The 21,842-nt window shown below is 45.6% G+C and carries 15 protein-coding genes and 2 pseudogenes; 7 read left to right on the top strand and 10 right to left on the bottom strand.

Going from position 1 to position 21,842, the window contains the following annotated elements; all coding sequences use genetic code 11:
* Positions 1-9 precede the first annotated feature (9 nt).
* The 6 genes from V6N89_RS07505 to grpE all read right to left on the bottom strand — a co-directional run bounded on the left by V6N89_RS07505 (position 10) and on the right by grpE (position 5,343).
* Positions 10-495 carry a c-type cytochrome gene (locus V6N89_RS07505; protein WP_338517017.1) on the bottom strand — a complete coding sequence of 162 codons (486 nt, stop codon included), beginning with the start codon at positions 493-495 and terminating at the stop codon, positions 10-12.
* A gap of 204 nt (positions 496-699) precedes the next feature.
* Positions 700-975 carry a hypothetical protein gene (locus V6N89_RS07500; RefSeq protein ID WP_346993605.1) on the bottom strand — a complete coding sequence of 92 codons (276 nt, stop codon included), beginning with the start codon at positions 973-975 and terminating at the stop codon, positions 700-702.
* Positions 950-1,174, bottom strand: a complete 225-nt coding sequence (locus tag V6N89_RS07495) for a hypothetical protein (RefSeq protein WP_338517016.1) — start codon at positions 1,172-1,174, stop codon at positions 950-952. The genes V6N89_RS07500 and V6N89_RS07495 overlap by 26 nt, the downstream gene beginning before the upstream one ends.
* Positions 1,175-1,340: 166 nt before the next feature.
* A complete protein-coding gene (gene dnaJ, locus V6N89_RS07490) occupies positions 1,341-2,474 on the bottom strand; it encodes a molecular chaperone DnaJ (protein WP_338517015.1) in 1,134 nt (377 codons plus the stop codon).
* A 197-nt stretch (positions 2,475-2,671) separates the two neighbouring features.
* The gene (dnaK, locus tag V6N89_RS07485; protein WP_338517014.1) at positions 2,672-4,597 is read right to left on the bottom strand and encodes a molecular chaperone DnaK; all 1,926 of its coding nucleotides are present in this window, start codon (positions 4,595-4,597) and stop codon (positions 2,672-2,674) included.
* A 119-nt stretch (positions 4,598-4,716) separates the two neighbouring features.
* The gene (gene grpE, locus V6N89_RS07480) at positions 4,717-5,343 is read right to left on the bottom strand and encodes a nucleotide exchange factor GrpE (RefSeq protein ID WP_346993604.1); all 627 of its coding nucleotides are present in this window, start codon (positions 5,341-5,343) and stop codon (positions 4,717-4,719) included.
* A gap of 189 nt (positions 5,344-5,532) precedes the next feature.
* Here grpE and V6N89_RS07475 point away from each other — a divergent pair, with 189 nt between their 5' ends.
* Together V6N89_RS07475 and V6N89_RS07470 are read left to right on the top strand one after the other, a co-directional pair.
* A complete protein-coding gene (locus tag V6N89_RS07475; protein WP_346993603.1) occupies positions 5,533-7,134 on the top strand; it encodes an L-lactate permease in 1,602 nt (533 codons plus the stop codon).
* A gap of 160 nt (positions 7,135-7,294) precedes the next feature.
* Positions 7,295-10,714: pseudogene (locus tag V6N89_RS07470) on the top strand (hybrid sensor histidine kinase/response regulator).
* Between the two features lie 5 nt (positions 10,715-10,719).
* Here the strand turns inward: V6N89_RS07470 and V6N89_RS07465 are convergent.
* The 3 genes from V6N89_RS07465 to V6N89_RS07455 form a co-directional block, all read right to left on the bottom strand.
* Positions 10,720-12,441: an ATP-binding protein gene (locus V6N89_RS07465; RefSeq protein WP_338517011.1), complete on the bottom strand. Its 1,722-nt coding sequence runs from the start codon at positions 12,439-12,441 to the stop codon at positions 10,720-10,722.
* Positions 12,442-12,552: 111 nt separating this feature from the next.
* Positions 12,553-13,182, bottom strand: coding sequence for a response regulator transcription factor (locus V6N89_RS07460; protein ID WP_338517010.1), 630 nt, complete (start codon positions 13,180-13,182; stop codon positions 12,553-12,555).
* A 131-nt stretch (positions 13,183-13,313) separates the two neighbouring features.
* On the bottom strand, positions 13,314-15,584 hold the full coding sequence (locus tag V6N89_RS07455; RefSeq protein WP_346993792.1) for a TonB-dependent receptor: 2,271 nt from the start codon (positions 15,582-15,584) through the stop codon (positions 13,314-13,316).
* A 402-nt stretch (positions 15,585-15,986) separates the two neighbouring features.
* Between V6N89_RS07455 and V6N89_RS07450 the strand changes: the two genes are divergently transcribed.
* The 5 genes and pseudogenes from V6N89_RS07450 to V6N89_RS07430 all read left to right on the top strand — a co-directional run bounded on the left by V6N89_RS07450 (position 15,987) and on the right by V6N89_RS07430 (position 20,435).
* Positions 15,987-17,282, top strand: a complete 1,296-nt coding sequence (locus tag V6N89_RS07450; protein WP_338517009.1) for a GntP family permease — start codon at positions 15,987-15,989, stop codon at positions 17,280-17,282.
* 129 nt (positions 17,283-17,411) lie between these two features.
* Positions 17,412-18,583: pseudogene (locus V6N89_RS07445) on the top strand (E22 family MetX-like putative esterase).
* Positions 18,584-18,585: 2 nt separating this feature from the next.
* A complete protein-coding gene (locus V6N89_RS07440; RefSeq protein ID WP_338517008.1) occupies positions 18,586-19,416 on the top strand; it encodes an extracellular catalytic domain type 2 short-chain-length polyhydroxyalkanoate depolymerase in 831 nt (276 codons plus the stop codon).
* Positions 19,394-19,675: a hypothetical protein gene (locus V6N89_RS07435; protein ID WP_346993602.1), complete on the top strand. Its 282-nt coding sequence runs from the start codon at positions 19,394-19,396 to the stop codon at positions 19,673-19,675. Before V6N89_RS07440 ends, V6N89_RS07435 begins: the two co-directional genes overlap by 23 nt.
* The gene (locus V6N89_RS07430) at positions 19,668-20,435 is read left to right on the top strand and encodes a 3-hydroxybutyrate dehydrogenase (RefSeq protein ID WP_346993601.1); all 768 of its coding nucleotides are present in this window, start codon (positions 19,668-19,670) and stop codon (positions 20,433-20,435) included. Before V6N89_RS07435 ends, V6N89_RS07430 begins: the two co-directional genes overlap by 8 nt.
* A gap of 113 nt (positions 20,436-20,548) precedes the next feature.
* On the opposite strand, the gene V6N89_RS07425 is transcribed toward V6N89_RS07430, so the two are convergent.
* On the bottom strand, positions 20,549-21,709 hold the full coding sequence (locus V6N89_RS07425) for an iron-containing alcohol dehydrogenase (RefSeq protein ID WP_338517006.1): 1,161 nt from the start codon (positions 21,707-21,709) through the stop codon (positions 20,549-20,551).
* Between the last annotated feature and the right edge of the window lie 133 nt (positions 21,710-21,842).

Raw genomic sequence — 21,842 nt, 5'->3', positions numbered from 1 at the left:
ATGCTTTAACTAGTCTTTTTTATAATCATCGTGGCAAGACTTACAACTTGCGCCAATTTTGCCAATGGCACCACGATATGCGCTTTCATCGCCTGCTTTTACTGCAGCTTTTAAACCTTGCGCAGCAGTTTTAAGCGCCATCACCTTCTTTTCAACATCAGAGAAGTTTTCCCAAATGTCATCCTTAGCACCCGTTTTCACTTTAAATTTTCGCGTATCTACTGACAAATAATCACCCATCATGTCGGCGAGCTGCTCGAGACGAACTGCATTGGTTTGCATTACGCTTTCATCAAATGGCAACGCTCCTTTGGCCATGCCGCCTAGTGGCCCCATGTTACTTCTTACTAGTTGAAAAACTGCTTGGCGATACTGCGTCGCTGCCTTCGCGTGTTTTGCCGAAGAAGCTTCGGTTACTTCGCTTGCAACTACGGTACTTGAAATTAGCGTTGCTGCAGAGGCTGCGGCTACCATTAGTTTTGAAAAACGTCTCATGCCTGTTCCCTTTAGGTTTATTTTTCACTTGGTTACGGTTCGCTTAAAAAACGAAACTCGGTAATAATATACTTTCATCGTGACTAAGTTTTTTGTTTAGCACAAGCGCTAATGTGCAATGCTGAGATGAAAGCACAGGTAAATCAGGACAATGGGTGTTAAACATTGGTCAATTCACCCCAAAGCCAAACCTAACGGATATTATTAACAAGAGACTTCAGCTTGCATCATTGCTTCATCGCCGTTAAAGGCTATTCTGCATTGTGGTCTCATACTCGAACCCGTGGATTCGAAAAACGTTCTCACTGCATCCCTGAAGCCTTTCAGTGCTCTGGTTGGAAAACTCGCAATAAACGTTAACTCTGCACCACTTTGACCGCTTTTAGTTTTCTTTGCGGCAAAATCACTACTAACACTCTGATTGACAGCGACGGCATAAATTAAATATGAGGGTTTACCAGAATGAGACGTCGTCGCCATTTGGCTGTTTGAAGCTGGTGGTGAGTGTAAGGTACTCAAATTCGTATTTAACGCAGTATTGCATTTGGCTAGTTTCAACGTTGTCGACACATTTATCGCCCACCTTGCCAAATCTTGCGCTGTAGTTTGAGAAAACGATTGCACCACCAACCACTACGAGTAGTAAAAAGGTGCCTATATAAAATAGTAACTTCGCCATTGCAAAATCCTTCTGGGCTATGAATTATCCGTAATTACCGTATTACAGTATCAAAGAAAGATTTTGTTTTAAACGTGCTAGGAAAAGCACAAAGGAATGTTCAAAGAGGAAACGTGGTCAGCGAAATGAAAAATCACTACGCTGACCATCGTTATATAAGTGAGACTTAATTAGTTAAGTCGTCAAAGAACTTTTTCACACCGTCGAAAAAGCCTTGAGCTTTTGGACTGTGCTTGCCAGAAGCCTTGCCAACAGAGTCTTCAAGCTCTTGCAGTAACTCTTTTTGACGTGACGATAAGTTCACAGGTGTTTCCACCACAACCTTACACATCAAGTCGCCCATGGCACCACTGCGTACTGACTTAACGCCTTTTCCGCGCAAGCGGAACATTCGGCCAGTTTGCGTCTCTGGGCTTATTTTAAGCTTAACTTTGCCATCAAGTGTTGGCACTTCTAGCTCACCACCCAGTGCAGCAGTTGTAAAGCTTAGCGGTACTTCACAGTACAGGTTGTTCCCATCACGCTGAAAAATTTCGTGGTCGCGCACGTGCACTTGAACGTAAAGATCACCTGCTGGTGCGCCGTTTTCGCCAGCTTCACCTTCTCCAGAAAGACGAATACGGTCGCCTGTGTCAACGCCCGCTGGAATTTTAACGTTGAGGGTTTTGGTTTTTTCTTTGCGACCATGGCCGTGACAGCTATCACAGGGGTCTTCAATGATCTTGCCTTTACCGCCACACGTTGGACATGTCTGCTGTACCGCGAAAAAGCCCTGACGCATTTGCACTTGGCCATTACCATGACAGGTTGGGCACGTTTTAGGTGAAGAACCTTTCTTCGCGCCTGAACCATCACAGACTTCACATTCAACTAACGTAGGTACGCGTATATCGACGCTCTTACCACGTACAGCTTCTTCAAGCGTTAATTCTAAGTTGTAACGAAGGTCTGAGCCTTGGCGAGCACGTGATTGACGGCCGCCACGACCGCCACCACCAAAGATATCGCCGAATACGTCACCGAAGATATCACCAAAGTCGGCACCGCCGCCGAAGCCACCGCCACCGCGATTTGGATCTACACCTGCGTGACCATACTGGTCGTAAGCGGCACGTTTTTGCGAATCTGACAGAATTTCGTAGGCTTCCTGGATTTCTTTAAACTTATCTTCCAGTGCTTTGTCGCCTTGTGTACGGTCTGGGTGATACTTCATCGCAAGCTTTTTATACGCTTTTTTAATTTCGCGTTCGCCTGCGCTCTTATCTACACCGAGTACTTCGTAGTAGTCACGTTTAGACATATCGTTCACTTATCCTACATTTTGTCGACAGACCCATTGTGCCTATCGAATCTACATCTCACTGTTGTGAAAACAACCTGACTTTGCAATTAAATGTTCCAAGTCATTTACACAACAAAGGCGCAACAAGAAATTCCTGCTGCGCCTGAACTGCTAAAAACAGCCCACTCACTGTACAGTGGGCCTTTCGCAACAGCTTACTTTTTATCGTCGTCTTTGACTTCTTCGAACTCAGCGTCAACAACGTCGTTATCTGCTTTACCAGACGCTTGTTGCTCAGCACCTTCAGCGCCACCAGCGGCCGCTTGTTGTGCTTGCGCAGCTTCCATCAGCTTGCTAGACGCTTGAATAAGTTCTTGCGTTTTCGCTTCGATTTCCGCTTTGTCTTCGCCTTTAGACGCTGTTTCAAGAGCAGTAAGGGCTTCTTCGATAGGCGCTTTGTCTTCTGCACTTAATGCATCGCCGACTTCTTCAAGCTGCTTACGTGTAGCGTGGATCATACCATCTGCTTGGTTACGCGCTTGAATTAGTTCTTCAAACTTCGCATCCGCTTCTTTGTTCGCTTCTGCGTCTGCTACCATTTTTTCTACTTCTTCATCGCTTAGGCCTGAAGAAGCTTTGATAGTGATCTTCTGCTCTTTACCTGTGTCTTTGTCTTTCGCAGACACGTGTAGGATACCGTCAGCATCAAGGTCGAACGTTACTTCGATTTGCGGTACACCGCGCGCTGCTGGACGAATACCTTCAAGGTTAAACTGGCCAAGAGACTTGTTGCCGCTTGACTGCTTACGCTCACCTTGTAGTACGTGTACTGTTACCGCAGACTGGTTGTCTTCCGCTGTCGAGAACGTTTGTGACTTCTTAGTAGGGATAGTCGTGTTCTTCTCAATAAGCGCAGTCATTACACCACCCATTGTCTCAATACCGAGAGACAGAGGCGTAACGTCTAGAAGTAGTACGTCTTTAACATCACCAGAAAGTACACCACCTTGAATTGCCGCACCTACTGCTACTGCTTCATCAGGGTTAACGTCTTTGCGTGGCTCTTTGCCAAAGAACTCAGTAACATACTTCTGTACAAGTGGCATACGTGTTTGACCACCCACAAGGATGATGTCGTTGATGTCGCCTACAGATAGGTCTGAGTCAGCTAGCGCTTGCTTAAGCGGCTGTAGTGAGTTCTTCACAAGGTCTTCAACCAACGACTCAAGTTTTGCACGAGTAAGCTTAATCGCTAAGTGCTTAGGACCTGTTGCATCAGCAGTGATGTAAGGCAGGTTAACTTCTGTCTGTTGTGAAGAAGAAAGTTCGATTTTGGCTTTCTCGCCCGCTTCTTTAAGACGCTGCATAGCTAGCGGATCTTTACGAAGGTCGATGCCTTGATCTTTCTTGAACTCTTCAACTAGGTAGTTGATAACACGGTTATCGAAGTCTTCACCACCAAGGTGTGTGTCACCGTTAGTCGCTAGTACTTCAAACGTGTGCTCGCCATCTACTTCATCAATTTCGATGATAGAGATATCAAATGTACCACCACCTAAGTCGTATACCGCAACAACGTTGTCGCCTTGCTTCTTGTCCATGCCGTAAGCAAGAGCAGCAGCAGTCGGCTCGTTGATAATACGCTTAACTTCAAGACCTGCGATACGACCCGCATCTTTTGTCGCTTGACGCTGAGAGTCGTTGAAGTAAGTAGGTACAGTGATAACTGCGCCAGTCACTTCTTCGCCTAGATAGTCTTCAGCGGTCTTCTTCATTTTCTTAAGTACTTCAGCAGAGATCTGCGGTGGCGCCATTTTCTCGCCTTTCGCTTCTACCCACGCATCACCATTATCAGCGCCTACAATTTTGAAAGGCATGATGTCGATGTCACGCTGTACTTCTTTGTCTTGGAAGCGACGACCAATTAAACGCTTGATAGCGAATAAGGTGTTTTCAGGGTTTGTTACTGCCTGACGCTTCGCTGATTGACCTACAAGTGTTTCACCATCGTTTGTATAAGCGATGATTGAAGGGGTTGTACGATCGCCTTCCGCGTTTTCAATTACGCGAGGTTTGTCGCCGTCTAGAACTGCGACACATGAATTCGTTGTACCTAAGTCGATACCAATGATTCTACCCATTTCGTGTCTCCGAAAAAGTTTCTTAATTCTGCACTTTTAGTGGGGTTATTCCCCAATTTTTTCAATAGTTGTCAGTAAAAAAACTGACATTTTTGTGTGTTTGTCGCAAAAAGCGTACATTACGCTTGCGTATCCACACCGCCGCTTGGTGCGCGCGATACCATTACCATGGCAGGACGCAGCAGTCGGCCGTTAATTTGATAACCCTTTTGCATAACCGCCATTACCGTGTTTGGCTCGTGGTCTGCGCTTTCTTGCATCGACATTGCCTGATGCAAATCAGGGTTGAAGGTTTCGCCCTGCGGATCAATAAGGCTTAATCCGAATTTCTCAATAGTGCTTAGGAAATTTTTGTGGGTCATTTCCACGCCTTCCAACAACGGCTTCACAGCTTCGTTCTCAGCATCGGTCATTTCGATAGCACGCTCTAGGTTATCGATAACCGGAAGAAGCTCACCAGCAAAGCGTTCTAGCGCAAACTTGCGCGCTTTTTCTACTTCACCGTCCGCACGACGACGGGCATTTTCAGCGTCGGCTCTGGCACGAAGTACACTGTCTTGCTGTTCTTTTACTGTGGCTTGCGCCTCAGACAATGCAGTTTCTAGCTCGTAAATACGCTGTGCGTTTTCATCAAGCGGTGCGTCAGCACCCTCAACCGCTTCTGCGTCAACCTGCGCATCCGCCGCTTGCACAGTTTCATCTACTGTATTCTCTTGTTCTGCCTGCACGTCGCGATTATCGCTCATGCCTACCTCCAAACGTTTTTCTAATTAGGCATTGACCAAAAACTACGAATAGTTTCTGGAAATTATTCTGTTGCGCTTATTAATGGGGCTAGTTTTGGGGCGATCAAGGGTATCCACATTATTTTTGTGGATGAATTTTAAAAAATCTCGCCCTATTATTATTTCGTGCATTTTTGTTAAGGAATAACAATGCCTTCTTCGTTGCTTTTACTGTGTGCCTACTTCCCTGTGGCATTCCTTATCTACCTCATGGTAAAGAAAAAAAGTTTACCAGCAAGCGTGGCACTTCCTCTATCGGCCGCCACTGTCTATCTGCTTTGCCTATTTGTTTTTCCTTTCACATCGCTACAGGTACACGCCAATGTAATATTAGGAGGCTTACTCTCACTGACACCTGTACTAATTATTGGTAGCGCTATTTTTCTTTTTAAGGTGCTCGATAGTACTGGCGCGATGGAAGTCATAAAGTCGCACCTCAACAACGTTTCGACCAATCCCGTGGCACAACTTGTTATCGTTGGGTGGGCGTTTCCCTTCTTAATTGAAGGTGCAAGTGGTTTTGGCACCCCCGCGGCCCTTGCCGCCCCTATCCTTGTGGGTATCGGTTACGCTCCGCTTCGTGTAGCTATGCTCGTTTTGGTCATGAACTCAGTACCTGTCTCATTTGGTGCCGTTGGCACACCAACATGGTTTGGTTTTGCACCTTTAGCGCTATCTGAAGATGCGCAGCTCAATATTGGCAAGCTATCAGCGCTTATCCATTTAGTATGTAGCTTTGTTATCCCTTTTATCGCGCTCAAATGTTTGCTTAGCTGGCAACAGATAAAAGCAAATGCTTTATATGTGTTGTGTTGTATCGCGGCCACCATGCTTCCTTTCGTTGCCGTTTCTTTTTTTAGTTATGAATTCCCTTCGCTTATCGGCGGTCTTATTGGGCTTACGGCATCAATTATGTTTGCCAAAAGAGGTGTAGGATTGGAGAAGGCGTCAACACCTTCTGCTAATGCCTCCAGTATTCCAACAATGAGCCTTGCAAAAGCCAGTTTTCCGATCTGGGGAACCATTTTGGTATTAATTGTCACTCGTCTACCGTTTCTACCCTTTAAAGCATGGCTATCCTCTCCCCATCCTATAGTCAGTTTTTCAATCGAAAACATAGGCCAATTCACCATAGGTCATTCAGGTGTAATAAGCTGGGAAGCTATCTTAAACACGCAAACACAGTGGAGCTTATCGCTCCTCTATATTCCGGCAATTTTGCCATTTTGGCTTGTGTCTTTTGCGATGCTCGCTATCTGCAAAAGCAGTATTTCAGAGGTATCTCAGGTGGTGAGTAACACCGTCTCGCAAATGAAAAAGCCGCTTTTTGCACTCACTGGGGCACTTATATTTGTGACCTTGATGATGATGGGTGAAAAAAGCGCTCCGGTTTACCTAATAGGCGATAATCTGGCAAACACGTTTGGTAGTGCATGGCTTTTCTTCGCGCCTTTTTTGGGAGCTTTGGGTTCTTTTTTTTCAGGCTCTGCAACAATTTCAAATTTAACGTTTGGCGCTATACAAACCGAAGTAGCCAGCCGTACGGACTTTCCCCTCACGCTTGTCCTTGCGCTTCAATCCGTCGGCGCAGCATTGGGTAACATGGTATGTATTAACAACATTGTTGCTGTAGCTAGTGTACTCGGGTTACACAATGCGGAAGGCCAGATTCTGCGAAAAACGGTTTTGCCTATGTTGGTCTATGCCGTTTTGGCTGGGGCGGTCGCGACGCTTTTGTGGATAGCGATATAGCACTAAGCAAACGGCGACTCTTTTGAAACTCAGCTGTCGCCAAACAGCACTAAAGTACGATGTAAAACCACTCACAATAAAACGACGACATGTAAAAACCATGTTAATGTAAACACCGTGCTCATGATTGACTGAGCTGTTGTTTTTTCACGGATTTCTTATGTTAAGTATTTGGACAGTAGGCACCCTTGTTGGCGTGTACTTGTTTGCGCTTTTTGCCGTCGCATTTTGGGGCGATAAACGCCTGCGCGATAATCAGCAACATCCCATCCTTTACAGTCTTGGTCTTGGTGTTCACTGCACCTCTTGGGCTTTTTTCGGCACAACGTCACAAGCGGCACAGTATGGCTGGGCAATTATTCCCACCTACATGGGGATCATCTTAACCATGGCATTTGCGTTTCCGGTTGTTTTGCATATTAGTCGCTTATGCCAACAACATAATATTAGTTCGCTGGCCGATCTTATCTCGCTGAAGTATCGGCACTCTCACTTAATTGCAGCCTTCGTCACGTTGCTATGTTTTGTCGGGGTTATTCCTTACATTGCGCTTCAGCTTGATGCCATCACAAAATCCATTAGCCTTATTACTGGCGATCAACAATCAAGCAACCCTCAAGTGAGCATTTATGTAGCGGGTCTTATGGCGCTTTTTGCCATCATATTTGGTACCCGCTCTTTGAACCTTACGGACAAGCACCCTGGGCTATTACTGACGATTGCCTTCGAATCTTTGATTAAGCTGCTTGCACTGTGGGCCGTGGGTATTTTCGTGTGTTTCTCTCTTTTTGACGGCGTGCTTGATCTCGTGGCAAAAGCCTCGTCTAACGAGGCCGCCAGAGAAGTCATTTACGCAGATAGTGCACCCTGGGTGTATTTGTCACACGTCCTATTGGGTATTTGCTCTATGTTTGTGCTGCCCCGCCAATTTCATATGAATTTTGTTGAACACAATGGTGAGGGTGAACTGCGTACTGCAAGATGGCTCTTCCCACTTTATTTATTGGGTATGACGCTGTTTCTCATTCCTATTGCGTTGGCGGGTAAAATGCTACTGCCAGCGAGTATCAATTCTGACGCTTACGTATTAGCCTTGCCTCTTCAAGCGGACAACATCGCTGTCTCTTCATTTGCTTTTATCGGTGGACTATCGGCAACCACCAGCATGGTCATCGTAGCCACATTGGCCATGGGAATTATGATTTCAAACAACGTCGTTACGCCGCTGTGGTTAAAGGCTCGTTTAAAAACAGCGCCTGGCCATACTATGCAGCCAAACCAGATATTAACCATACGGCGGCTAACCGTGTTGGTGGTGTTAAGTATCGCGCTTTGGTATCACCTTAACATCAGTCAAGCCGCTCCCCTTGTTAAAAGCGGCGTGCTAGCCATAGCGCTGTTAGGCCAATGCCTGCCTGTTCTTATGTTTGGGCTGTATTGGAAAAAAGTACCCGCGCTGCCGCTTTACTTGCGCTGCTAGCAGGCTTTATTTGTTGGTGTACTTTTCTACTCTACCCAAGTTTATTATCCAGTTACTATTTTAACCCGCCCCCTACTGACGAAGCACTAGGCCTTGGGTTTGGCTATTCGTTGTTGGCCAATTGCGCTACCTTTATTGCTGTTGCACTGGCAACACATGCTAAGACATCGTTGCCCGACGAAGGTAACGCCAAACACGCTACTGCCCCTAGGTTTATGGTAAAAGTGAAAGATTTGATGTCGCTTACCGAACGCGTGCTTGACGTTGATGCACAACAAAAACTCACGCAACAATTATCGGTAGATGTAAATCGCGCCTTTGCCGGAGGTTACGCCAGTCATGCACTTATCGAACGCGTTGATAAATTGCTTGCCGCACAAGTAGGTGCGCCGAGTGCGCGTATTTTACTTGGCGCCGTTGCTGACACCGGCAGTGACGCACTACCTGAGTTAGTGGATTGGGTTGAAGAAGCTTCTCAATCATTCCAGTTTAACCACGAAGTGCTGCAGTCCTCAGTGCAAAACATCGAACAAGGGATCAGTGTGCTTGATGATAAACTTCAACTACTTGCCTGGAACGATAGATATGTCGAGCTTTTCAATTACCCTAAGAGCTTTTTACGAGCAGGCATGCCCATCACCGATATTCTTAACTATAATGCCCAGCGCGGCCTTTTTAGTGCCTCATTGCAAAGCCAAGCGCCCTCGCAAGCAATTCAAGACGAAATTAATAAGCGCGTAGACTTTATGCTTAATGGAAGCCGCCATAAGTTTATCCGTAAACAACCTGATGGCAGAGTAATAGAACTAAATGGTGCCCCACTTCCAGGTGGCGGCTACGTGACAACTTACAGCGACATAACCGAATATATCGCTATTCAAAAAGCGTTAGAAACAGCGAAAACAGAGTTAGAAGCCCGTGTAATAAAGCGCACGGCAGAACTTGAAGAAGCTAAACGTCAAGCGGTGCAGGCCAACGACAGTAAAACAAAATTTCTCGCTGCCGCTGGGCACGATCTTATGCAACCGTTCAATGCCGCTACCTTGTTTGCGTCTATGTTAAGCAAGAAAACAGCGGGCGGCGAGCTGTCTAGCTTATCTGAAGGTGTGGTTAATTCGTTGAATAACGCGCAAAGCCTGCTGACCATGCTTCTTGATATGACGAAGTTAGATGCGGGCGTATTGAAGGCGCAAAAAACCGTATTTTCACTAGATGAAATGCTGTCTTCTCTGGTTCAAGAGTTCACCATTATCGCACATCAAAAAGGCATAGCGCTTCGCTATGTACCCACAAGAGTATTCGTATACAGTGATAAGAACTTACTTCGAAGAGTATTACAAAACCTGCTTTCAAATGCGGTACGTTATACGCATACAGGTAAAGTGTTAGTGGGTGTAAGACGAATATCAGACGCTCAAGCCATAAAAGTAGTGGTGTATGATACTCGGTAGTGGCATTGCCGCGCATCAGCAGCAAGATATATTTAGCGAGTTTCATCAGTTAGAAAATCATAACAGCAGTGAAGGCATTGGATTAGGGCTCACTATTGTCGATAGAATATGTCGCCTGTTAGCGCATCGCATCACGCTTAAATCCGAGTTGGATAAAGGGAGCAGTTTCTCTGTGCAGGTTCCACTGGCCGATGACAATACCGCCAAGAAGCTCGTTCATGCAGAATCACAAAATACGAAGCCACATGAAGATGAAGCAAAAAAAGCGTCCTTAAGCGCCAGTACCTTTTTAAAAGAGCGTACTATTTTACTCATTGAAAATGACGAGCAAGTGGCTTGCGCTATGCAGTCGCTGCTAGGCGACTGGGGAGCGAACGTAACGTGGATAAAGGGAATAAATGATAGCTTGCCTGCAACTACACACTTTGATGTGCTGATAGCCGACTATCACCTTAACGCAGGAGAAACCGGGACAGAGTGCGTAAAAGCATTGCAGCTACAGGAAGTGACGTTCGGCCTTACACTTCTTATCACGGCCAATCGCAGTAATGAAATTAGAGAAGAAGCGGCGTCTTTAGGAATGGCATATTTGCCCAAACCAGTAAAACCTGCTGCACTTAAACGCCTATTAAAGCAAGGCGTTGGATAGAGTGATCACCTTTTAGCATAGAACTCCAACACTTTTTTCAATACATCGACATCAATGGGTTTAGTGAGATAATCATTCATCCCTGCATCAAAGCATTTTTGCTTTTGACTCTCCATAGCGTCGGCGGTTAGCGCGACAATTGGAATGTTCTTCACGTTATCGCCAGCCTTACCTGCACGTATCATACGAGTGGCTTCAAAGCCGTCTATCGTAGGCATTTGGCAGTCCATTAAAATCAGGTCGTATGCATTCATATTTGTCTTCAATAATATGTCTAAGGCTTCTTTACCGTCCCGAGCGACGTCAGCTTTGCAACCTAAGTTATCTAAAACCGCTAACATGACCTGCATGTTTATTTCGTTATCTTCCACCAGCAGTAATGTGACGTCGACACATGATGCCAACGATTGCGCATGACTTGAACTGCTACTCGCTTCGTTTTGTCCTGCCACTAACATTACAAAAAATGAGAATGTAGAACCCTTTCCTGGTGTGCTCGTTACACTGATTTCGCCTCCCATTAACTCACATAATTGCCGAGTTATCGCAAGTCCTAGCCCAGAGCCACCAAACTTTCTTGTAGTTGAGCTATCAGCTTGAGAAAATGGGTTAAAGAGATGAGGAATGACGTTTTCATCTATTCCTATTCCGGTGTCAATCACGTCAACATTCAACCTCACCTTATCGCCAGCCAAAACTGTGTTGTATTTGATGGTCAAGCCACCATTTTCTGTAAACTTAAGGGCGTTAGAAACGAGGTTATTGAAGACTTGTTTTAGCCGATATGGGTCACCAATGACCCTATTACTTTCTATCGATTTCGGTTCTATCCTGAACAATAACCCCTTACTTTCGGCCTGTACTTTATAGTCTTGCCGCAACTCTGTTATAAGTTTGAGGATATCGAACTCAATACTTTCAAGGCTCAGCTCACCAGCTTCTATTTTTGAAATATCCAGAATATCGTTGATGATAACCATGAGCGAATTTGCACTTCGCTTCGCAGTCTCTATTAACTGTGCCTGATTACCCGCTAGATTAGTTCGGCTTATGACGTCAATAACACCAATCACGCCATTCATAGGTGTTCTTATCTCGTGACTCATATTTGCTAGAAACGTGCTTTTGGCTTCGCTGGCCGCTTTTGCTTTTAACTCATGTGCAACAGCATTATCTCTCTCTTGCGCTAATTCTACTTGTTTGATGATCAATTTCTGTCGTGCTAGGTGGGCAAACCAACTCAGTAGCGTTGCCATAATCAGCGCAAAAAGAAAATGCAACATCATTGGCATATCGGCAGAAAGATTGACATAAAACCAGCCTACCCAATTGCATGCTACGACGGTTGTCCAATCACGTCTATTAGACAACACAATACCAGAGGCAAGGATGACCAAAACAAAATTGGTAGCTTGTTCAGGAGATTGGGATAACCAAAAATGAAGAAGACTGTTGGTCGCGCCAAATATGAGGAGAGATAAAATGCCCAGTCGCTGATTCTCTGCGCTTATACGTTTCGCAATAAGCATCAGCGTTAAGCTATACAGAGTGGTTACAATAGCTGAGGCAACCAAGATCCATTTGAAATCAGCAGTCAGTAACAATCCATGGCTCAGTGAGAGCATTGCATAAAGAACAAAGAAAGCAAATGCCATTGGCTTTAACAACTGCGTTAACAGCGCTCGCGGTTCTCCCTTCGCCTCGAGCATAACCTCGTTGTAATTCACTTTTACCACCCATCTCCTTAATCTTTTAACAAAGCGTAGTAAAGATAATGGCAAATGTATGTAGTTTTACCCAAAAGTATGAAGGGAATGCTATTTCTCCATTGCCGTTTTCTACACCTGCATGGCATTTTTAAACGCAATTCCCGCTTTCGTTCTATTTATCACGCCGAGCTTCTTCAACACTGCCGAAACATGCTGTTTAACGGTAGATTCAGATATGGCGAGCTCGTAAGCAATCTGCTTGTTTAGCAAACCGTCTGATACCATCCTAAGCACTTTGAGTTGATGGGGAGTTAATTGACGTAATTTATTGTGAAATTCATCGGCCTCATCAACATAACGCTCAGACTGCAAATTGGATGGCACCCATGTTTCGCCGTCTAAGACTTGCTCTACAGCTTCAACAATACTTTCTATTGAAGCAGACTTCGGAATAAAACCACTGGCGCCAAGTGCCAACGCTTTTTGCACCAATGACGGAGACTCTTGAGCCGTGACAATAACAACCAGAATATCAGGGAATTGGGCTTGAATACTTGAAAGGCCATTTAGACCTTCATTGCCTGGCATCGTCAAATCAAGGAAGACAAGCTCGATGGCGTCGTCGTCTTCAAGACAAGAAAGGGTTTCAGGAAACGTCGACGCTTCAACCAATACCGTGTTGGACATGGTAGTAAGCGCATGGCACATCGCCGCTCGAAATAAGGGGTGATCGTCAGCAATCAATATTTTAACAGGCATGAGGCTATCAACGTGTAACAACTTTGTTAATTAACATAGTATCACGCCGAGCCAAAATGAGTAGTGATAGACCACTCATTGCGAGCCGGCGTGTTACATGTTGTTTTACAACTGCGTTGCAGTTAAATGATTTAGAAACGATACCCTACCGTCAGGTGCACAGTGCGTGGGTCACCGTAATAGCCAATTAGGGTTGTATCGCCACCAAGACCCGGACCAAAGTTTCCTTGTTCATCGCGGGTGACAAAGTCGTAACCACCAACAAGGTATTCTTCGTCCGTTAGGTTTTTCACGTGCAAGCCCGCATACCAGTCGCCTTCAACACTTTCCCATCGCGCACTCAAATTCACCATGCCATAGGCATCTTGTTGAATTAGATCGCTCGTTTCAAAGACAAGGTAGTCGTCTCTAAAGTAGTAGTTAGCGTTAAACGCAATATCACCAAAGCTAGTTTCTAGTAGGTAGCTCGCATTAAAGTTAAACGTGTTTTCTGGCGTACTTGCCAATCCAATTAGCGGAGGCGTAGCGAAGTTTTTCTCTATTTCGAAATCGATGTAACCATACGCCATATCGAACTGGAGGTTTTCAGTTGCCACCCATGTCATTTCAACTTCTGCGCCTTTTGCCGCGGTTTCTGCTGCGTTTCTCAAGCGCTGATCAAGTGCCGTTGGGTCTGACAAATCGCCTTCCACACCAATGTATTGTCTATCTTTGTGGTCATAAGAAAACAGCGTTACGTTTAAACGAAGTGCATCAGTTAAATCGCTTTTCATGCCCAACTCATAGCTGTCTACTACTTCTGGTCTTACGCCAGGCTCGTTGGTTTGGGCGCGAGGGTTAAACGTACCCGACTTAAAGCCTTGTGAATAGCTCGCAAAGAACATAGTGTCGCGATTCATTTGGTATTCAATACCCACGCGAGGTGTAAAACGTGACCAACTTTCCACAGCAGGTGCATCTAAAATGCCGTCACCGTCAGTATCCGTTCCTAGCACTTGTGGTACTAGCTGGCCGTCTGGTCTAACGTAGCCATCTACCCACCCCGTAGATGGATAAACATTGTCAAAAATAAGGCCGTTGTTCACAAATGCTGACTTTTCTTCATCGGTGTAACGTGCGCCAAGTGACAACGATAACTGGTCGTTAATGTCGTAGTTTAATTGGGTGTATGCTGCCCAACTTTCAGAGTTGTTACAGCCAGTCACTTCACGGGTTAGCCCAGGAGCGCCTAATGCGACACCAAGTACGCCAAGAATAGCGTCAAAGTTACCGCAACTCTCGCCGTCGTAATAGTACAAGCCAGATACTAAACTAAAGTTGCTGCCAAAGTAGTTTGCCTGCAATTCGTGGGTGTCATTGCTGTCATCGTATTCTGCAGGAACATCAAAAATGGGTAATGGTGTATTATCAAAGTCGATATTAGTAGGCGAATAACTCTCGCGGTGAGAGCCAATATATTTCAACTCTAAGTTTTCACTCATGTTGTAACGTGCCAACCAAGTAAAGCCTTCTAACTCTACTTTGTTCCAGGTAGGCAGACTGGTGTAGGAATCAAATACCGAATCAGGCACCGGGGCCTCTGTTAGAATACTGGGTAACAGTCTGTAACCGCCTTTTGCATTTGAGGTATCTTCTGTTTTGTCCCACCCAATTCTAAAAAACAGGTCGTCACTAGGGTGCACTTCTAATGTTACTCGTGCGGCCCATAAATCTTTGTTGTAGTTTTCTTTGTCTTGATTTGGAAGCGCACTCAGCAAGTATTCGCCAAAGCCATCTCGATTCAGATTAGCATACCCCACTCCCAGATATACGGTATCGTCAACAAGTGGAATTTGCCCTGTAAAGCGCACGTCGCGTTGGTTGTAGCTACCAACGGTTGCTTCAACGTTCATTTGTGTTTCGCCTGACATTTCCTTAGTGACATATTTCACCGCGCCCCCAATGGTATTTTTACCATAGAGTGTGCCTTGCGGGCCGCGAAGTACTTCAATACGTTGTACATCAAGTAAATCAAGCACCGCTCCTTGTGGGCGCGCAATGTAAACGTCGTCAATATAAATACCGACACCCGGCTCGTAGCCCCACAAAGGGTCTTGTTGACCCAAGCCGCGAATAAATGCAGTTAACGTGTTGTTAGTACCACGGCTGGCTTGTAGCGTTGTGTTTGGTGAAAATTGCTGAATCTCGGTAAGAACCATGATCCCCTTTTCACCAAGTTCAGTCGCACCTACTGATGTTATGGCTACCGGCGTTTCTTGAAGCGATTCTACCGTTCGACGCGCCGTCACTTCGATGCGTTCAAGCTTTCCCTTTTCAGCACTTTCTTCCGACGCTTCCTGTGCAAGTACTGGCATTGAGAGTAACCCTCCAGCGACGGCTGCTGCGCACATGCTGCGACGCATGGGATACGAAGAGCTACTGCGAGTGAAACGCGTCGCAGTGTTGTTTGTAGTGTGTGTAGATAGTGACATAGTGAGTCCTTTTTTCTTTTAAGTTTTGTTCACTGCCGGATGTATTGCCTACGGTCCAAATCACTTTAGTTAATTATTTGTTAACAGTATGTAGTACCATCGTACTATGGGATTTTCGGAAAAGTAACGTCAAACTTTGCAACTACGAAATAGAGAGCGCGATCATCAATGTGCTGAGGTTTTCCTAGCGATGAGCTTAATGTTGCGCTTTGTTTTGTACACAAGCGCTCGCGCTCCATCAGGTCAACAAGATGGATATGCGCAAGTTCCTATTACATATCGACTTAACTGTTCCGGATCATCTGCGGTCACAGATTTTTAAAGGAAAAAACTATGTTAAGTATGATTGGCTTAGTAGGCGGATTATTACTACTTATTGTTTTAACAATTCGTGGTATGAATTTGTTTATTGCAGCCCCTTTGTGTGCGCTAGTCGTAGCCCTAACGAACAACATTGCCGTCTTCACTGGAGAGGTGAACTTCGTAGAAACTTACATGAGTGGGTTCTCTGGGTTTATCGCTTCATGGTTCTTTATGTTCTTACTCGGTGCACTGTTTGGAAAATTCATGGAAGATACTGGCGCGGCAGACGCGGTATCGCGATGGATAATAAATAAGATTGGGTATAAACGTGCTGTGCTTGCCGTGGTGCTTGCTTGCGCTATTTTAACGTATGGCGGCGTAAGTGTTTTTGTCGTAGCCTTCTCAGTTTATCCAATGGCGGTGAGTTTGTTTAAAGATGCTAATTTGCCTCGACGTTTTATTCCTGCCGCCATGGCGTTTGGCTCTGTCACGTTTACCATGACCTCGGCGGGCTCGCCCGAGATTCAAAACTGGATCCCTATCAAGTATCTAGGCACGTCGCCTTTTGCAGCATGGGAAGTTAGTTTAGTCGTTGCCGTATTCATGGCCGCTTTTGGTTATTGGTGGCTAGCTAAAATGATCCGTAAAGCGGTAAACAACGGCGAAGTGTTTGAAGCCAGAGCTACCGACCCCGTTGTTAGAGAACGTGACTTACCTCACCCTCTAACTGGCATTATTCCATTAATTGTTGTGCTTGTTATTTCTTTCCTATTTCACGAATCACTGGCGCAGTTAGCTTTGATTTTAGCACTAGGCGGCGGTGTATTGTGCTTACTGATAATTAACTACACGCATTTTCATAGCTTACCCACTGCTATCAATGCAGGTACAACAGGCGCGCTTATTGCCATTGGTAATACTGCTGCGGTCGTTGGGTTCGGCTCAATCGCGAAAAACACGGATGCGTTTCAAACTACCGTTGATATGATGACAGCCATTCCTGGCAATGAACTCATAGGTGCAGCTATTGCTGTGAGCGTCATTGCCGGACTCACGGGGAGCGCTTCAGGCGGACAAGCCATTGCCCTACCTTTGGTCGCTCCTCACTATCTTGACCAAGGTGTTGAGCCTGACCAACTACATCGCATTGTATCAATCTCGTCGGGAGCGTTAGACTCGCTGCCGCATAATGGCTACGTGGTCACCACCATTCGCGCTATTTGCCATGAAACTCATCAGGCTGCGTACTGGGCAGTGGGCGCTTTGACAGTCGTGGTGCCTCTTATCGGTCTAGCGATGGCCATTGGTTTATTCAGTATTTTTTAAAGGATGAACACCCTTATGGATAAGCGCTTTTATCGCGCAACGCGACCAAGCGAGAAACATTCGCCCTATAAAGGCATAAGTTCGTTACGGTCTTACCTTGCACTATTTTTCTTAATGTCTTGCAGCCATATGACCCTTGGCGCTCAAAAAGAGCACATGCCAACAAAAGCAACGCATGAGGCTATGTTGGTTAGCAAACAGACTTTTGAGCTAGACTCCTTCACCACCTTTGGTGGTAAGGAGATCAAACAAGTAAAAATAGGCTGGGAAGCTTATGGAACACTGTCTGAGAAAAAAGACAATGTCGTACTTATTACTCATTACTTCTCAGGCAGTTCACATGCGGCTGGAAAGTACTCACTGACTGATGCTTCACCGGGTTATTGGGATAGTATTATTGGCCCTGGTAAGGCCATTGATACCAACAGGTTTTATGTCGTAAGCGTTGATACCCTGGTTAACCTAAACGCTTATGACGATAACGTTGTTACCACAGGCCCCGCAAGTATTGATCCCGACACAGGCAAACCCTATGGTTTACGCTTTCCAGTGGTCACCATTCGCGATTTTGTAAACGTGCAAAAAGCACTGCTAGAGAGCCTGGGCATTAAAAAGCTGCATGCTGTTGTTGGCCCTTCTATGGGCTCAATGCAGGCAATAGATTGGGCTAGCGCTTATCCAGATTGGGTTGAGAGGATCATCTCAGTTATAGGCACCGCTGAGAGTGATGCATGGACCACAGCAGCGCTTGAACATTGGGCAACCCCAATAAAGTTGGACACCCACTTTAACGGCGGTGATTATTATGACAAGACACCACCAAGTGCTTAAGCCTTGCCGCTTCGTTAATGTTGATAACGCAAAACGCCCTAACCCCAGCGTTCTTCAACCAACAAGGCTACACGTTAGGGTTTAGCAATGTCGAATCTAGCCCATTGGAAAGTATTACTCACGACCACAGTATCGTAGCGTGGTTGCGCGAGCGCGCACATATGCGGAGCAAGAACATGGATGCCAACCATCTTTTGTATTTGGTAAGAGCGTGTCAGCTCTTTGTTGCGGGGCACAACCAGAACCTTAATCGCGGGCTAAGCACTATCAAAGCGAAGACATTATTCATTCCCTCACAGTCAGACTTATTGTTGATGCCGTATTTGGCGCAAGACGCTCACCGTAGCCTTAAGGGCATGAACAAAGACTCGCAGATTGAAACTCTCAATGGCAGCCTTGGACATTTAGAGGGCGTAACCAATGTGCTAGCACAAGCTGATGCCATTAAGACGTTTTTAGAAAAGGATTAAGCATGAAAACACTCTATAAAAAGCTTTTCACAACAGTAGCAATTGCTAGTTTGACCAGCACTGCCTTAGCCCAAGATATTCGCTCAGATGACACCTTACCGCCGTTATCTCTGACGCTTGGCAACGTTACCGTTTCAGGTATGTCCTCGGGTGGGTACATGGCAACACAATTTCACGTTGCTCACAGCAATTGGGTTAAAGGTGCAGGAATACTTGCCGCTGGTCCCTACTATTGCGCCAAAGGTGATATTACAACTGCACTTGCACAATGCGTTAATAAGGTTGATGGAGAGATAGATTTAAGTGGGTTAAACAATGTTGCCGCTCAGTACGAAGAAGAAGAGAAAATTGCGCCTTTAAGCAATCTACGTGATGCCAAGGTTTGGTTATTTCACGGAACGCAAGATGTAAGAGTCATTGGTGAGGTAAGCAACCTATTACACAAACAGTACGCGTCGTGGACAGACACAAATAACATAAAATATGTCAGTGACAAGCCCATTGCCCATGTATTTCCAACGCAATCAAAAGGCGTCAATTGCATGAAAGCTGAAAGCCCATTCATAGGAAATTGCGACTATGACGCGGCAGGCGACATGCTAAACCACCTAATATCAGACCTATCGGCTCCGGATGATGTCCTCAGTGGTAAATTGTACTCACTCGACCAACAACAACTAGCAGGCAGCGACGCCAAAACGCTTGCAAGCGAGGGATTTGTTTACGTACCAGATGATTGCGCTTCAGGCGCACAGTGTCGTGCACATATCAGTTTTCACGGATGCAATCAGTATGCAGATGCAGTGGGCGATGCTTACATTACTCAAACCTAGCATCAATGAATGGGCAGATGACAACAAGATTGTAGTGCTCTACCCACAAACTAAAAAGTCACTCTTTATGCCATTAAACCCTCAAGGATGCTGGGACTGGTGGGGTTATTCGTCTGCCGATTACGCCAATCAAAAAGGGGCACAAATAAAAGCCGTTAAACAAATGCTTACTGCCATATCCGCAAGCAATAAGGATGGCAATACAGCAAATATGGATGAAGCGGAAAACAAACTTCATAGCGAGGCCAACAATGACTAAGCGCACAATCCTAATTACAGGGGGAGCAAGCGGGATAGGTTTTGGTATTGCTAGTAATATGGCAACACAAGGGCATCACGTTGTCATTGCCGATATTAATGAAAATGCGGCACAGCGCGCTGCTGACGAAATCATTCAAAACAAGGGGGCAGCCAGTGCAATATCAGTCGATGTTTGCAACCCAAATCAAGTTGCAGCCTTACCTGAGAAACTCAACGGCGTTAACGTTGATGTATTGGTCAATAATGCTGGGATACAACATGTGTCGCGTCTTGAAGACTTCCCAGCAGAGAAATGGCAGCAGCTTATCAACATCATGCTGGTGGGCCCTGCTCTACTGACTCAAGCGTTTTTGCCTCATATGCGTGCACAAAATTTTGGTCGCATTATCAATGTTGGCTCGATACATTCAGTGGTTGCATCACCCTTTAAGTCTGCCTACGTGGCAGCGAAACACGGTTTATTGGGTTTTGCCAAAACCGTTGCTCTAGAAACCTATGATTGCGATGTCACCATCAATACCCTTTGCCCAGCATATGTAAAAACACCACTGGTAGAGCAGCAAATTGCCGCACAAGCAAAAGAAAATAATCTCTCAGAAGAAGACGTGGTTAACAAGATCATGCTAGAACCCATGCCTAAAAAGCAGTTTATTAGCGTTGAAGAGTTAGCCGACACCACAGCATTTTTGATGTCTAACAGTGCGCGCAATATTACGGGCCAAACCATGATTTTGGACGGAGGCTGGACAGCCAGATAACAATCGAGATAGAAGTTACGGCCCGTAAAATTTACGGGCACTTATTTTTGCGTTTCCCACCAACAAAATAAGTCCGTCGTTTTCAGGCACCCTCCTCATCATTGGCATAGCGCTTACGACCATAAAGACGCATAAATCGATACCATCTCATCAAGGGTGGGAATACGAGGGTTGTTTGCTGGCGAGCCTGAAGCAATTGCCTGTTCTGCCATAGTTGTCATACTGGCGAAAAACACCTCTTTCTCAATGCCGAATGCTTCGGGTGTTGGTACTTGTAAATCCAAATTAAGTTTGGTTAGTTCACCGAGCAAAGTATCATTCGCGCTCTCATCAGAGTCTAGCTGTGTTGCCAATCCCATTGCTCTAGCACACTGTGCATAACGTGCTGTTGCTGAAGGAATAGAAAAGGCCGTAACACTTGGAAGTAACATGGCATTCGATAACCCGTGTGGCACATGAAATAACGCACCTATGGGGCGACTCATCCCATGCACTAGCGCCACAGATGCATTAGAAAATGCTATGCCTGCCAAGGTTGACCCTAACATCATGGCTTCTCGTGCTCGTTCGTTAGTGGGATCAGCGAACACCGTACGTAGATTTGGGGCAATGAGAGCCATTGCTGATAGCGCTTGTGCATCGCTGTAAAGATTTGCCTTACGACTAACATAGGCTTCGATAGCGTGTGTTAGTGCATCTATTCCTGTGTCTGCGGTGACGCGTTGAGGTAAGCTTCGGGTTAACTCATAATCTACCAGCGCAGCACTAGGCATAAAGCCCCGTCCAACGCATAACATTTTTTCACTGCTTTCATCATCGGTAATAATAGTGAACCGCGTTACTTCCGAACCTGTACCCGCTGTTGTCGGAATTGCAATAATTGGCAAACCAGCTTGATCTGTCACGATAGGAAATTTGTAATCGCGCATTTGCCCTCCAAATTTCCCCAAAATAGCAATGGCCTTTGCACTATCAATAGGACTTCCACCGCCAAGCGCAATAATACTGTCGTACGTATGTTGGCGAACCAATTCAACCCCGGCAGTGATGGATGAAACGGTAGGCTCGGGCACCGTGTCAGAATAAACATCCACCTCAATATTGTGTGCCGCCAAATGAGCTGTCACATTGTCTGCGTAACCTAATTCAACCATTACCTTATCGGTTACGAGCAAAGGCTTTTTGCAATTTAAACTACTCAGCGTTTCTACTATTCGCTCGCTTGCCCCCTTACCAATATGCATTAACCGAGGTAAGGTTATCTGATATGACATGACTTCTCCTGTGTTTTTAGCACATTATTAGGCGCTATGTTCAGTGTAGCGCAATCTGTAAACATGCGTATGCAAGGCCATGAATCATTTTTGCAAGCGCTGCCGTATAAAATAATGACGTCAATAAGCAACT

Origin of the sequence: Alteromonas gracilis, from assembly GCF_036870955.2 — a bacterium.
Taxonomy (GTDB): domain Bacteria; phylum Pseudomonadota; class Gammaproteobacteria; order Enterobacterales; family Alteromonadaceae; genus Alteromonas; species Alteromonas gracilis_A.
The sequence above is the reverse complement of the archived record's forward strand: the minus strand, read 5'-3'. Positions and strand labels throughout refer to the sequence as shown.

Excerpts from the sequence above, each read along its gene's own strand:
- V6N89_RS07435 (WP_346993602.1), top strand. The coding sequence starts at position 19,394 with ATGCTTACATTACTCAAACCTAGCATCAATGAATGGGCAGATGACAAC.
- V6N89_RS07495 (WP_338517016.1), bottom strand. The coding sequence starts at position 1,174 with ATGGCGAAGTTACTATTTTATATAGGCACCTTTTTACTACTCGTAGTG.
- V6N89_RS07440 (WP_338517008.1), top strand. The coding sequence starts at position 18,586 with ATGAAAACACTCTATAAAAAGCTTTTCACAACAGTAGCAATTGCTAGT.
- V6N89_RS07460 (WP_338517010.1), bottom strand. The coding sequence starts at position 13,182 with ATGCCTGTTAAAATATTGATTGCTGACGATCACCCCTTATTTCGAGCG.
- grpE (WP_346993604.1), bottom strand. The coding sequence starts at position 5,343 with ATGAGCGATAATCGCGACGTGCAGGCAGAACAAGAGAATACAGTAGAT.
- V6N89_RS07455 (WP_346993792.1), bottom strand. The coding sequence starts at position 15,584 with ATGCGTCGCAGCATGTGCGCAGCAGCCGTCGCTGGAGGGTTACTCTCA.
- V6N89_RS07430 (WP_346993601.1), top strand. The coding sequence starts at position 19,668 with ATGACTAAGCGCACAATCCTAATTACAGGGGGAGCAAGCGGGATAGGT.
- dnaJ (WP_338517015.1), bottom strand. The coding sequence starts at position 2,474 with ATGTCTAAACGTGACTACTACGAAGTACTCGGTGTAGATAAGAGCGCA.
- V6N89_RS07450 (WP_338517009.1), top strand. The coding sequence starts at position 15,987 with ATGTTAAGTATGATTGGCTTAGTAGGCGGATTATTACTACTTATTGTT.
- V6N89_RS07500 (WP_346993605.1), bottom strand. The coding sequence starts at position 975 with ATGGCGACGACGTCTCATTCTGGTAAACCCTCATATTTAATTTATGCC.
- V6N89_RS07475 (WP_346993603.1), top strand. The coding sequence starts at position 5,533 with ATGCCTTCTTCGTTGCTTTTACTGTGTGCCTACTTCCCTGTGGCATTC.
- V6N89_RS07425 (WP_338517006.1), bottom strand. The coding sequence starts at position 21,709 with ATGTCATATCAGATAACCTTACCTCGGTTAATGCATATTGGTAAGGGG.
- dnaK (WP_338517014.1), bottom strand. The coding sequence starts at position 4,597 with ATGGGTAGAATCATTGGTATCGACTTAGGTACAACGAATTCATGTGTC.
- V6N89_RS07505 (WP_338517017.1), bottom strand. The coding sequence starts at position 495 with ATGAGACGTTTTTCAAAACTAATGGTAGCCGCAGCCTCTGCAGCAACG.